9 protein-coding genes and 3 pseudogenes are annotated in these 13,043 nt (G+C 69.7%); 4 read left to right on the top strand and 8 right to left on the bottom strand.

The window, feature by feature from the left end:
- The first annotated feature begins 284 nt into the window (after nucleotides 1-284).
- Entirely contained in the window at nucleotides 285-2,333 is a 2,049-nt protein-coding gene (locus tag AB0P41_RS28295) for an APC family permease (RefSeq protein WP_365934856.1), read from the top strand.
- Nucleotides 2,334-2,445: 112 nt separating this feature from the next.
- Entirely contained in the window at nucleotides 2,446-3,894 is a 1,449-nt protein-coding gene (locus tag AB0P41_RS28290; protein WP_365934854.1) for a TRAM domain-containing protein, read from the top strand.
- 143 nt (nucleotides 3,895-4,037) lie between these two features.
- Here AB0P41_RS28290 and AB0P41_RS28285 read toward each other — a convergent pair.
- Nucleotides 4,038-4,181: pseudogene (locus AB0P41_RS28285) on the bottom strand (ISAs1 family transposase); the annotation flags it as partial.
- Between the two features lie 26 nt (nucleotides 4,182-4,207).
- Between AB0P41_RS28285 and AB0P41_RS28280 the strand changes: the two are divergent.
- Nucleotides 4,208-4,348: pseudogene (locus AB0P41_RS28280) on the top strand (helix-turn-helix transcriptional regulator); the annotation flags it as partial.
- Nucleotides 4,349-4,433: 85 nt separating this feature from the next.
- Nucleotides 4,434-5,783, top strand: coding sequence for a hypothetical protein (locus AB0P41_RS28275; RefSeq protein ID WP_365934852.1), 1,350 nt, complete (start codon nucleotides 4,434-4,436; stop codon nucleotides 5,781-5,783).
- Between the two features lie 270 nt (nucleotides 5,784-6,053).
- On the opposite strand, the pseudogene AB0P41_RS28270 reads toward AB0P41_RS28275, so the two are convergent.
- From AB0P41_RS28270 to AB0P41_RS28240, 7 genes and pseudogenes are all read right to left on the bottom strand, one after another.
- Nucleotides 6,054-6,149, bottom strand: a pseudogene (locus AB0P41_RS28270) (AraC family transcriptional regulator); the annotation flags it as partial.
- A 98-nt stretch (nucleotides 6,150-6,247) separates the two neighbouring features.
- Entirely contained in the window at nucleotides 6,248-7,135 is an 888-nt protein-coding gene (locus AB0P41_RS28265) for a PaaX family transcriptional regulator C-terminal domain-containing protein (RefSeq protein WP_356710334.1), read from the bottom strand.
- A 5-nt stretch (nucleotides 7,136-7,140) separates the two neighbouring features.
- On the bottom strand, nucleotides 7,141-7,605 hold the full coding sequence (locus tag AB0P41_RS28260; RefSeq protein ID WP_365934850.1) for an acyl-CoA thioesterase: 465 nt from the start codon (nucleotides 7,603-7,605) through the stop codon (nucleotides 7,141-7,143).
- Entirely contained in the window at nucleotides 7,602-9,977 is a 2,376-nt protein-coding gene (locus tag AB0P41_RS28255) for a bifunctional salicylyl-CoA 5-hydroxylase/oxidoreductase (RefSeq protein ID WP_365934848.1), read from the bottom strand. Before AB0P41_RS28255 ends, AB0P41_RS28260 begins: the two co-directional genes overlap by 4 nt.
- The gene (locus AB0P41_RS28250) at nucleotides 9,974-11,608 is read right to left on the bottom strand and encodes an AMP-binding protein (RefSeq protein WP_365934846.1); all 1,635 of its coding nucleotides are present in this window, start codon (nucleotides 11,606-11,608) and stop codon (nucleotides 9,974-9,976) included. The genes AB0P41_RS28255 and AB0P41_RS28250 overlap by 4 nt, the downstream gene beginning before the upstream one ends.
- Nucleotides 11,605-12,540 carry an acyl-CoA thioesterase domain-containing protein gene (locus AB0P41_RS28245; RefSeq protein WP_365934844.1) on the bottom strand — a complete coding sequence of 312 codons (936 nt, stop codon included), beginning with the start codon at nucleotides 12,538-12,540 and terminating at the stop codon, nucleotides 11,605-11,607. The genes AB0P41_RS28250 and AB0P41_RS28245 overlap by 4 nt, the downstream gene beginning before the upstream one ends.
- Nucleotides 12,540-13,043, bottom strand: coding sequence for a cupin domain-containing protein (locus tag AB0P41_RS28240; protein WP_356710344.1), 504 nt, complete (start codon nucleotides 13,041-13,043; stop codon nucleotides 12,540-12,542). Before AB0P41_RS28240 ends, AB0P41_RS28245 begins: the two co-directional genes overlap by 1 nt.

The following is a 13,043-nucleotide window of genomic DNA, read 5'->3' as shown; positions in this document are numbered from 1 at the left end:
AACAATCGGGCAACCACCTTCGGCGTTGCCCGTGGATGAGCTTATGCGGCGACGCCCGGACCGCCTCATCCGAGTGTGCGTATCGCACGGGCCGATGAGCAAAGCGAGGCGGGCCGCTGGGCGGGAGGGGGAGCCACCGAGGGGTGACGCCGATCCGCACCGCAAGGATTTCGTTAAGGATTCCATGGACTTTTGCGGTGAGGGCGGGTAATTATGAAGGTTTTCCGGTCGCCCAGGGGGTGGTGCCTCGGCGGCGTGTCCCCGCAGCGCTTACGATCCTCACCGTGTCCAAACTGACCGACGTGCCCAAACGGATCCTGATCGGCCGGGCGCTGCGCAGCGACAAGCTGGGGGAAACACTCCTCCCCAAGCGCATCGCGCTCCCCGTCTTCGCATCCGACCCGCTGTCCTCCGTTGCGTACGCACCCGGAGAAGTCCTCCTCGTGCTGTCCATCGCGGGCGTGTCGGCATACCACTTCAGCCCGTGGATCGCGGTCGCGGTCGTGGTCCTGATGTTCACCGTCGTCGCCTCGTACCGGCAGAACGTGCGCGCCTACCCGAGCGGGGGAGGCGACTACGAGGTCGCCAACACCAACCTCGGCCCCAAGGCCGGTCTGACCGTCGCCAGCGCCCTCCTCGTCGACTACGTCCTCACCGTCGCCGTGTCGATCTCCTCGGGCGTGGAGAACCTCGGCTCCGCCATCCCCTTCGTCGTCGAGCACAAGACGTTCTGCGCCATAGGCGCCATCGTGCTGCTGACGCTGATGAACCTCCGGGGCGTCAAGGAGTCGGGCAAGCTCTTCGCCATCCCGACCTACCTGTTCGTGGCCGGGGTCTTCGTGATGATCCTCTGGGGCGCGTTCCGGGGGCTGGCTCTCGGCGACACCATGCACGCGCCCACCTCGAACTACGAGATCAAGCCCGAGCACCAGGGGCTCGCCGGCTTCGCCCTCGTCTTCCTGCTCCTGCGCGCCTTCTCCTCCGGATGCGCGGCCCTCACCGGCGTCGAGGCGATCAGCAACGGCGTCCCCGCCTTCCGCAAGCCGAAGAGCAAGAACGCCGCGACCACCCTCGCGGCGATGGGCCTGCTGGCCGTCACCATGTTCTGCGGCATCATCGGCCTTGCCATGGCCACCGACGTGAAGATGGCGGAGAACCCCGCGAAGGACCTGCTCCACAACGGTGTCGCGGTCGGTGCGGGGTTCACCCAGGACCCGGTCATCTCCCAGGTCGCCGCGGCGGTCTTCGGCGACGGGACGTTTCTTTTCGTCTTCCTCGCGGCGGCCACCGCCCTCGTGCTCTTCCTCGCCGCGAACACCGCGTACAACGGTTTCCCGCTGCTCGGCTCGATCCTCGCCCAGGACCGCTACCTGCCCCGCCAGCTGCACACCCGGGGTGACCGGCTCGCCTTCTCCAACGGCATCGTGCTCCTCGCCGGGGCCGCGATCCTGCTCGTCTGGATCTACGGGGCGGACTCGACCCGGCTGATCCAGCTCTACATCGTCGGTGTCTTCGTCTCCTTCACGCTCAGCCAGACCGGCATGGTGCGGCACTGGAACCGCCATCTGCGTACCGAGAAGGACCCGGCCGCGCGCCGGCACATGATCCGCTCCCGGGCGATCAACACCTTCGGCGCGTTCTTCACCGGACTGGTCCTGGTCGTCGTCCTGGCCACCAAGTTCACCCACGGTGCCTGGGTCGCGCTGCTCGGCATGGTGATCTTCTTCGGCACGATGACCGCGATCCGCAAGCACTACGACCGGGTCGCCGAGGAGATCGCCGCGTCCGACACCCCGTCCGACGACACCGTGAGGCCCTCGCGGGTCCACTCGATCGTCCTGGTCTCCAAGCTCCACCGGCCCACGCTGCGCGCACTCGCGTACGCCAAGCTGGTGCGCTCGGACCAGCTGGAGGCGCTGTCCATCAGCGTCGACCCGGACGAGACCAAGGCGCTCAGGAACGACTGGGAGCGGCGCGGCATCGACATCCCGCTGAAGATCCTCGACTCGCCCTACCGCGAGGTGACCCGGCCGGTCATCGACTACGTCAAGAGCCTGCGCACGGACCGCCCGCGCGACGTGATCAGCGTCTACATCCCCGAGTACGTGGTCGGCCACTGGTACGAGCACCTGCTGCACAACCAGAGCGCGCTGCGGCTCAAGGGCAGGCTCCTCTTCACACCCGGGGTGATGGTGACCTCGGTCCCCTACCAGCTGGAGTCCTCCGAGGCCGCGAAGGTACGGGCCAGGAGGCGTGCGGACTGGATCGCCCCCGGATCGGTACGCCGCGGCCCCGTGGAACGGCGCCACAAGGATCCGAGCCAGAAGGGCTGACTCCGCGCTCCGCCTGTGGTAAGCGGCCGGCTTCCGTCCACGTAGACTGGTGGGCTGTTGTCCGGCCGTTTCGCCGTTTTCCCCTCTTCCTGACCTCTGGAGCCACCCCCTCATGCAGAACGAATCCACGTCGCCGCAGGCCGGGGAGTCGCAGGCCAAGGAGTCCGAGGTCAAGGAGTCCGAGGTCAAGGAGTCCGAGGTCAAGGAGACGCAGGCCGGCGAGTCACAGGCCGGCGAGTCACAGGCCGGCGAGGACCTGGTCGGCCGGGAGTACGAGGTCGAGGTCGGCCCCGTCGCCCACGGCGGCCACTGCATCGCCCGTACATCCGAGGGCCAGGTGCTCTTCGTGCGCCACACCCTCCCCGGCGAGAAGGTCGTCGCCCGGGTCACCGAGGGTGGGAGCGACTCCCGCTTCCTGCGCGCCGACGCGGTCACGGTCGTCGAGGCATCCAAGGACCGGGTCGAGGCCCCCTGCCCGTACGCAGGGCCCGGCAAGTGCGGCGGCTGCGACTGGCAGCACGCCAAGCCCGGCGCCCAGCGCCGCCTCAAGGGCGAAGTGATCGCCGAGCAGCTCCAGCGCCTCGCGGGCCTCACGCCCGAGGAGGCCGGCTGGGACGGCACGGTCATGCCGGCGGAGGGCGACAAGCTCCCGCCGGGCGAGGTCCCCGCGTGGCGCACCCGCGTGCAGTACGCCGTCGACGCGGACGGCCTGGTCGGACTGCGCAAGCACCGTTCGCACGAGGTCCAGCCCATCGACCACTGCCTGATCGCCGCTCCCGGCGTCTCCGAGCTCGGCATCGAGAAGCAGGACTGGCCGCAGATGGCCACGGTGGAGGCGATCTCCGCGACGGGCTCCCACGACCGCCAGGTCATCCTGACTCCCCGTGAGGGCGGCCGCCTCCCGCTCGTCGAGCTCGACAAGCCCGTCTCCGTGCTCCGCGTCGACGAGAAGGACGGCGGCGTCCACCGCGTCCACGGCCGTGCCTTCGTCCGCGAGCGCGCCGACGACCGTACGTACCGCGTCGGCTCGGGCGGCTTCTGGCAGGTGCACCCGCAGGCGGCCGACACGCTGGTCCGCGCGGTCATGCAGGGCCTGCTGCCGCGCAAGAACGACATGGCGCTGGACCTCTACTGCGGTGTCGGCCTGTTCGCCGGCGCCATCGGCCAGCGCATCGGCGAGAAGGGCGCGGTGCTGGGCATCGAGTCCGGCAAGCGCGCCGTCGAGGACGCCCGGCACAACCTCAAGGACCTGGACCGGGTCCGCATCGAACACGGCAAGGTCGACCAGGTGCTGCCGCGAACGGGCATCACCGAGTGCGACCTGATCGTCCTGGACCCGCCGCGCGCGGGCGCGGGCAAGGCCACGGTCAAGCACCTCGCGTCGCTGGGCGCCCGCCGCATCGCGTACGTGGCGTGCGACCCGGCGGCACTGGCGCGGGACATCGCGTACTTCCGGGACGGGGGATACAAGGTGCGGACGCTGCGGGCGTTCGACCTGTTCCCGATGACTGCGCACGTTGAGTGCGTGGCGATTCTGGAGCCTGTCGCAAAGGGGCTCTGACCCGCGGCCTTCTCGGGTTTTCCAGATGTGGTCGGTGGTGCTCGACCTGTTTCCCGAAGTGCACGACGTGTGCCGGTGTCGAGGAACGCGCAGACGGCTCGGTCGAGCGCGTCGCCGTCGAGGCGTTCCAGCAGGCGGCGGATGGTCGCGGGGTGCGGGGCGGAGGTCTGCCCGGTGAACGGGTCGGGGGTGTAACCGAGTGTCCGCAGGGCCCAGGGCTGCGCGTCGGTGATCCATTCCCCGATCGCGACCAGCGACTTCGTACCGGACAGGACGGCGGCGGCCACCGCGCAGACCAGTGCGGTGAAGGGGTGGCCACGTCGACGAAGCGATCGCCCGCCGACTCGGCATGAAGGTCCGCACCTGCCGCGGCCACATCGCCGAACTCTCCGCCGCCCTCGGCAGCGGCAGCCGCGCCCGACTCGGCTACGTCATCGCCCGCTCGGGCATCCTCGGCGACCGCACGGCCGACCCGGCGGACCGAAACCGGCCCTCCTCCCCCGTACAACCATCCGCCGATCTCCGCTGTCTTGATCCCCGTGAAGAAGACGCTCATCGCCTCCGCCGCCGCACTCGGCGCGCTCGCCGCCGTCACCGGCCCGGCCGCGGCCCCCGCCGCAGCCGCCTCCGACGCCCTGTGGCTCTGGTCCGACCCGTACGAGATCACCCTCGCGGGCCCGTCCGAGGACGGCTCCCCCGCACCGTCGCAGTCGCTGACCGTGCAGATCAGCCACGACAACACGGCGACCACCGTCCCGGCCGGCACGCTCACCGTCGACGCCTCCGGAGTCGCCTCGTTCGCCGACGTCACCTGGCCCGCGAACTGCCGCCCGGAGAACGAGACCACCGCCGTCTGCACCACCCCCGAACTTCCCGGCGGCGCCAACGCCCCCGCCGCGCGGATCGGCCTGACCACCAAGCCGGGCGCCACCGACGGCAACGACGGCTACGTCCGCTACACCGCCCAGGCCGGCGGCATGAACGCCTACCCGGGCGAGACCTACGTCGCCGTCAACGACGGTCCCGCGCTCGGCCTCACCCAGGCCGAGTACCGCACCGGCATGGCACCCGACCAGCCCTTCGACTCCTCCGTCGTCCTCGGCAACCAGGGCAACCGCACCGCCGACCGCACCCTGCTCACCGTCTTCACCTCCCGCGGTATCCGCCTCGGCATGTCCGTCCCCTCCAACTGCGAGTCCACGAACGCCGTCACCGGCCGTACGTTCCTCTGCGTCCTGGACGAGCGGACGACCCCGGGCTCGTACCACTCCCTCCCGCTGAAGTTCCGCACCAAGGACATGGCCCTCTTCGACCGCGTCGACTATTCGGCGCAGCCCTACTCCGAGCAGGCACTCGCCGAGGCCCGCGCCGGCCGCGCCTTCACCCCGGGCGCCGGCCCGGAGCTGAACCTCACCCCGGCCGCCGCCCCTTCCGACGAGCTCCAGCCATACCGCAGCTTCACGGTGAAGACCGTCAACCAGGCCGACTACCGGCTGACCGCCTCCACCGTCTCCGGCGCGGCCGGCGACACCGTCCCCGCCACCGTCACCGTCCACAACGCGGGCCCCGCCTGGGTCGCCTCCCTCGGCGCGGGCGAACCCGCCGCGACCGTCGACATCGACATCCCCGCCGGCACCTCGGTCGCCTCCGCCCCCGACGCCTGCTGGTCCCAGTCCGAGACCCGCTACCGCTGCAACACCCCCATCTACCTCACCGAATCCGGCAAGCCGGCCACCCACACCTTCCCCCTCCACATCGACGAGGTCATCCCGAACGCCACCGCCCGCGCCGCCCTCTACAACGACGCCTACGAACCCGCCGTCCGCACCTTCGACCCCGACCTGACGAACAACACGGCCACCCTCATCGTCAACCCCTCGACGAGCTGACGCACGCGCCCTCCGGCTGCCCGGCCCGACCCCTGCGCCGGCCCTGTACGAGCCGGGCAGCCGCCCCCCGCACCGCCCCGGTAACCCCACCCACACCACCCGTGGGCGACTGGCCCGCCCAGAGGGCGCGCGCCGAACCGGCCGACATCATCGCCGCGCTCGACGCCCTGAGCTGAGGCGCCGTCCGTCAGGCAGCCGCCCGGGTTCGGACGAAGGTGTGCCGGTGAGCACCGGGTATCCGGATGCGTCCGGAAGCGGCGGCGCATGGTGGCTGAACTCCCGGTGCGGCCGCAGGACCATGTTCCGGGCGATCTGTGAGGCGTAGGCGGCGCCGTGGTCGGGGCCCACCAGATGAAGGCACAGGTCGGTGGTGCAGGGATCGCTCGACCGCCGTACCAAGCTGCGGTGTTCTCGCGCCGGCCGACGTCGGGGCGAACGATGTCGACGCCGCCCCGTCGAGGCCGTCATCCAGCCTGACCTGCTGCTCCGGACGCGTCTGACGGTGACCGGGAGGGCCAGTGGGGTGCGGCGTGGGCCAGGGCTCGGCCCTCCAGTATCGCGACCAGCCGTTCGAAGAGGTGGACAGCGGCGGAGCCGCTCCAGGTCTCGGTCAGGACTTCGAGCGGCAGACCGGGGTCACGGAAGGGCAGTTTGCGCCAGTGGTCGATGACGGCGAGGTAGGTGATCAGGGCCTGCTTGCCCTCGATGAAGGGGGCTCGGGCGAGGCGGTCGGCCTCGGGCTCGTAGGCGTCGATGAATTCCTTGTAGCGCCGGTCGATCTCGTCGATGTCCCACCCGTTGCGGACCAGTGACGTCAGGTCCTGGCCCGCGGCGTAGTGTCCGACGAAGACGGCGCACTGCCCGGACAGGTTCAGTTCGGCGATGATCGCTTGCGCGGCCGGCAGCATCCGGGCGGGTGCGATCCATACCGCTGAGCCGGTGTTGCCGAAGCCGAGAGACGTGAGGTGCGCGGTCAGCTGGTGGCGCTTCGCCCTGGCGGACTCCGGCACGGAGAAGTTCACCAGGCACCAGCCGTCTCTCAGGTCAGCGGGTTGCCGTGCGTGCCAGATCACCTGGTCGCCGGCAGCCAGGGCTTCCAGGGCAGTGGCAGTCAGAGCGTAGCCCCGTACCCCTGAGCGGGACTCCGACTCCAGCCAGCCGCGCTTCTTGAGGCGGAAGACCGCGGTCCGGACACTGGACGCGTCCAGACCCGACTGGGCGAGCAGCTCCACCGTCGCCCCGATCGGCATCCAGCCGCCCATCTTGCGGACGACGGCGCCCAGGAAGCTCACCAGCAGGGTGCGGGATCGGTGCGTCGATGCGGTGGTCTGTGCTTCCTGGGTCCGGCTCACCCGACTCAGTATGGCCGACGCTCAGCAGGCGCTCGCGTACCCCCCTGAAGTGCGGCGATCCATTCGGGCGGCCAGGGCCGGCCGGCGGCTTCTCCGGACGGGGCACGGTCGATGTGGGCGGTCACGTAGCGGCCGTGCGCTGCCCGGTGGGCCGGGCGGCCCTGGAACTCCTCACCCCATACGTCGAAACGGAACGTCATCGACGTGGTTCCGATGGCGGTGAGTTCCACCGTGGTGCGGGTCTTCTGGCCGAAACGGAGCGGTGCCTCGAAATCCACCTCGTAGTGGACGCGCGGTGCGGCCGGGAAGTAACCGTGGAGACCCCGTTCGTCCATCAGCCGCGCCTCCGCCGCCTCCACGAAGCGTATGACGGTGCTGTTGTGGTAGATGCCCGCGGCATCGGTGTCGATCCACTCGATACGGGTCCGGTGGACGCCGACGGCCTTCGGTACCTGGGACGAGGAGGTCACTCGGATACTCCGCGCGGACCCGGTGTCCACCGCAGGTGCGTAGAGCCCGTCTCTCCCTCCCGCAGGAGAGACAGCCGGGGCGGGATCTTGTCGGTACGCGATGTCGGCGGCTTGCGGCGCCCCGCCTTCCACTGCACCGGCCATTCCGCGCCCGCGCCCCGGTACTCCTGCTCGGCAGCCGCGTGCAGCGTCCACTGCGGGTCGTACAGATGGGTGCGGCCCAGGGCGCACAGGTCGGCGCGGCCGGCCAGCAGGACGGAGTTCATGTCGTCGTAGGAGGAGATGGCGCCCACCGCGATCACCTTCACACCCGCGGGGCCGGCGGCCTTGTGACGGATCATGTCCGCGAAGGGTGTCTGGTAGGAGCGGCCGAAGGCGGGCTTCTCGTCCTTGGTCACCTGCCCGGAGGAGACGTCGATCGCCGCGGCACCGTGCTCGATGAAGGCGCGGGCGATGTCCACGGCGTCACCCTCGGTGGTGCCGTCGGGCACCCAGTCGGTGGCCGATATGCGGACGGTGACGGGGATACGGGACGGGACGGCCCGCCGTACTGCGTCGAAGACCTCCAGCGGGAACCGCAGCCGGTTCTCCAGGCAGCCTCCGTACGCGTCGGTGCGCCGGTTGGCGACGGGCGAGAGGAAGGACGACAGCAGGTAACCGTGGGCCGCGTGCACCTCGATGAGGTCGAATCCGGCCTGTACACCTCGTTCGGCGGCGGTGGTGAAGTCGGCGACCACCTTGTCCAGGTCCTCGCGCGTGGCCTCGCGCGGGATGTGGCAGCCCGGGCCGTAGGGAAGGGGGGACGGGCCGGTCACCTCCCAGTTGGCCTCGTCGAGGGGCTCGTCGATGCCCTCCCACATGAGCTTCGTGGACCCCTTACGGCCGGCGTGGCCGAGCTGCAGGCCCACCTTCGCGCTCGTGCGTGTGTGCACGAAGTCGGTGACGCGGCGCCAGGCGTCGCGCTGCTCGTCGGTCCACAGCCCGGGGCAGCCCGGGGTGATCCGTGCCTCGGCTGAGACGCAGACCATTTCGCTCATGACCAGACCCGCTCCGCCAAGGGCCTTCGAGCCCAGGTGGACGAGGTGGAAATCGCCGGGGACCCCGGCCTCCGCGGAGTACATGTCCATGGGGGAGACGATGACCCGGTTCTTGAGTTCCAGTGGCCCGATGGTGACCGGCTGGAACATCGCGGGAGCGACGCCCGGGGATTGTTGGCTCCGGGCGAACTCGCTCTCGATCACCGCGGCGAACTCGGCGTCGCGTTCCCTCAGGTTGTCGAAGGTGATCCGGCGCGAGCGGGTCAGCAGGTTGAAGGCGAACTGGGCAGGTTCCTGGTCGGCGTACATGCCGATGTTCTCGAACCACTCCAACGACGCCTGCGCGGCGCGCTGGGTCGACTCGACGACCGGCTTGCGCTCTGCCTGATAGGCGTCAAGCGCCTCGGTCACGGTGGGGTGCTCGTGGAGGCAGGCCGTCAGGGCGAGGGCGTCCTCCATGGCGAGCTTGGTGCCCGAGCCGATCGAGAAGTGCGCCGTGTGGGCGGCGTCGCCGAGCAGGACCACATTTCCGTCGTGCCAGCGTTCGTTGCGGACCGTGGTGAAGTTCAGCCACTTGGAGTTGTTCGTCAGGATCCGGTGTCCCCGGAGCTCGTCGGAGAAGATCTCGGCGATGCGGGCGACGGCGTACTCGTCGGAGACACCCGGCGGGAACGCCGCGTCGGCGGTGCGGTCGAACCCTGCCCGTTGCCATACGTCTTCGTGCATCTCGACGATGAAGGTCGAGCCGTTCTCGGAGTAGGGGTAGCCATGGATCTGCATGGTGCCCCACTCCGTCTGCTTGACGAAGAACTGGAACGCTTCGAAGGCGAGGTCCGTTCCCAGCCAGATGTACTTGTTCCGACGACGGTCGAGCGACGGACGGAAGACGTCGGCGTACTTGGTGCGGACGGCGGAGTTGAGGCCGTCGGCGGCGAGGACCAGGTCGTGGGAGGCTCGCAGCTCGTCCACGTCGGGTGCCTCGGTGCGGTAGTGGACGGTGACGTCGAGCTCGGCGACCCGCTGCTGAAGGAGCTGCAGGAGCTCCTTCCGGCTCATCGCTGCGAAGCCCTGCCCGCCGACGGTGAAGCGGTGTCCGTCGAACTCGATGTCGATGTCGGTCCAGCGGGCGAATCTGCTCTCCATCGCGGCGTGGACGGTCTCGTCGGCGTTGTCGATGCCGCTGAGCGTCTCGTCGGAGAAGACGACACCGAAACCGAAGGTGTCATCGGGCGCGTTGCGTTCCCAGACGGTGATCTGGTGGGCGGGGTCCATCTGCTTCATCAGGGCGGCGAAGTACAGACCTCCGGGGCCCCCGCCGGTGATTGCGATCTTCATGGTGTTTCCTCAACGATCCGGCGGAGCTTGAAATGCTGGAGCTTGCCGCTGGGATTGCGCGGCAGTGAGTCGGTGAAGCGCACGTCACGCGGGTACTTGTAGGGCGCGATCTGTTGCTTGACGTGGTCCTGGATGTCCTTGGCCTTCGTCGCGTCCCCGGTCACGTTCTCGCGGAGTACGACGAACGCGCACACGACGGAGCCGCGGTCGGGGTCGGGCCGGGAGACCACTGCCGACTCCACGACGTCCGGGTGGGTGTCGATCGCGGCTTCGACCTCGGGGCCGGCGATGTTGTATCCCGACGAGAGGATCATGTTGTCGTTGCGTGCCTGGTACCAGAAGTAGCCGTCCTCGTCGCGCAGAAAGGTGTCTCCGGTGACGTTCCAGCCGTTCACGACATAGTCGTCCTGCCGGCTGTCGTCCAGGTAGCGGCAGCCGACAGGGCCGATCACGGCCAGTCGGCCCTCTGCGCCGGGGCCGAGTTCCTCGCCGTCCAGGCCGAGGATGGCGGCGCGGTAGCCGGGGACCGGTTTGCCGGTCGCCCCCGGGCGGATGTCGTCACCGGCGGCGGAGATGAATATGTGCAGCATCTCTGTGGCGCCGATTCCGTCGACGACCTTCAGGCCCAGCTCTTCGCGCATCTGCTGCCACAGGTCCTGGGGGATGTGCTCTCCCGCGCTGACCGCGCAGCGCAGCCCGGCGAGCTGCTCGGCCTGCCCGGACTTGAGGATCTGCTTGTAGGCGGTCGGTGCGGTGGCCAGCACGGTCACGCCGTTGTCCGCGACGAGCCCGGCCAGCTGCGCGGGGGTGGCCGCCTCCGTCAGCAGCGCGCAGGCACCTGCGCGCAGGGTGAAGACGACCAGCATGCCCAGACCGAAGGTGAAGGCCAGGGGCGCGGTGCAGGCCACCACGTCGTCGGGACGGAGCCGGAGGGTGCTCTGTCCGAAGGTGTTGTCGATCGAGAGGAGGTCTCGGTGGAAGTGGACGGTGATCTTCGGGACGCCGGTGGTGCCCGAGGTCGGCCCGAACAGCGCGACGTCGTCCGCAGCGGTGTCGGCCGCATGGAACCGCCCCGACTTGGAGGCGGCCCGCTCGCTCAGGTCGTCGAGGCCGTCGCCTCCGTAGGGCACTACGCGCAGGCCGGGTGCGACCGTGTCCCGGACGGCGAATACGTCGTCGAGGAAGCGGTGGTCGACGAGCGCGATGGCCGGCTCTGTCTTCTCCACGACCGGCGCCAGCTCCCTGGCGCGCAGCGCGGACATGATGGTGATGACGATGCCGCCGGCCCTGAGCACACCCAGCCACGCGGCCACGGTCCACGGGGTGTTCGGGGAACGCAGCAGCACCCGGTTCCCGGGCACCAGACCCAGGTCCTCGGTGAGGACCTGGGCGACCTGACAGGAGCGCCGCTGGAGTTCGCCATAGGTCCAGGACTCGCCCTCGGGGGTGCGCAGGGCGGGTCGGTCCTCGCCGTGGAGGGCCACCTGGCGGTCGATCAGCTCGGTGGACGCGTTGAGCCGTTCCGGGTACTGCAGCAGGTCGGTCGTGAACTCCAGGACCGGCCACCGGTCGGTCGGGGGCAGATGATCGCGGGCGAAGGTGTCGTCGTGGCCGCTGGGTGACAGGGTCATCGGTGCTCTTCCTGGGAGGCGCGGATCATCCCTTCCTGGACCACGGTGGCCAGGTGTGTGCCGTCGGGTGTGAAGAAGCGGCCGGCGGCAAGACCGCGCCCCGCATCGGCTGCCACGGCCTGCTGGACGTAGAGCAGCCAGCCGTCGGCGGCCTGCGACTGCGGGGCACGGTGGAACCACATCGCATGGTCCAGACTGGCGGTGACCAGCCCCTCCCGGGCCCAGGACAGGCCGAGGACGCGCAGAAGGGGCTCCAGGATCGTGTAGTCGCAGACGTAGGCGAGGGCGGCGGTGTCCCGCTGGCGGTCGGTGAGTCCCTCGACGGGCCGCAAGGCATCGAACGGCCTGAGCCAGACGGCCTGGTGGGGGGCCTGCCTGCCTTCGACGGTCAGGTACACGGGGCCCGGCACGTGCCGTATGTCGAATCCACGTCCGGCCGACCAGTAGTCCTTGGACCTCGTGGTCATCGTCCCGCCCTTACGGCCCGCCAGGTATGCGGCGGAGCTCGGCAGTTCCTCCGGGCGGGCCAGATCCGCGGCGCCCAGCCAGTCGGGGGGCCCGTCGGTGTAGCTCGCCCCGGGCTCGCCGACCGCGAAGTTGGCCAGGCACACGTAGAGGGCTTTGCCTCCCTGGTAGCCGCGGACCTGCCGGGTCGCGTAACCCCGGCCGTCGCGCAGCACTTCCACTTCGTAACGCACCTTCTCGCCGATCTCGGCGGGGCGCATGAAGTAGGAGTGCATGGAGTGCAGTTGTTTGCCGTCGGCGACGGTCCGCATGGCCGCGGCGGCCGCTTGGGCGACCAGGTCACCGCCGTACGCCTTGGGCCACGGGCAGGGCTGCGTCTCCGCCGTGAACGCCAGATCGAGGTGCTCGGGCTCCGCGGGGGTCAGGGTGACAGCGGCGCTGAAGATCTCCGAGGTGATGTCGGTCATCAGGCCCGGTCCGTCCAGTGGAGGAGTTCCTCGTCCGGGACCTGGGGGAGATTGACCACGATGTTCTCCGGGGTGCGCGTGGTCATCCAGGTGAGGGGTTTGTTGCGGTCGAGGTTGCACTCGACGTGCGGCATGAACGGCGGGACGAAGACCCAGTCCCCCTCGGACATGTCGATGTAGTCCTCGAACCTCTTGCCGAAGTAGATCCGCGCGCGGCCGGACAGCACGTAGCCGCCGGTCTCCGCCTCACCGTGGTGGTGGGGGACGGAGCGGTAGCCCGCGTCGTTGCTCACCTTGCCGAACCAGATCCTGGTGGCCGGGGTGTGCTGGGCACTGACCCCCGAGATGCGGGTGGCACCGTCGGACTGCCCGGTGCTGCCGGGCTCGGCTCCGCCACGCGTGACGACCGGGACCACCAGGCCGCTGTCCGTGGCGTACATCGAGTTGTCGCCCTCGAGGGCGTACGAGTCGTAGAACCCGGGAGTACCGGAGTTGGGGTGCAT

Source organism: Streptomyces sp. NPDC079167, assembly GCF_040686735.1.
Taxonomy (GTDB): domain Bacteria; phylum Actinomycetota; class Actinomycetes; order Streptomycetales; family Streptomycetaceae; genus Streptomyces.
Note: the sequence above shows the minus strand (reverse complement) of the source record. Positions and strands in the feature narration are given on the sequence as shown.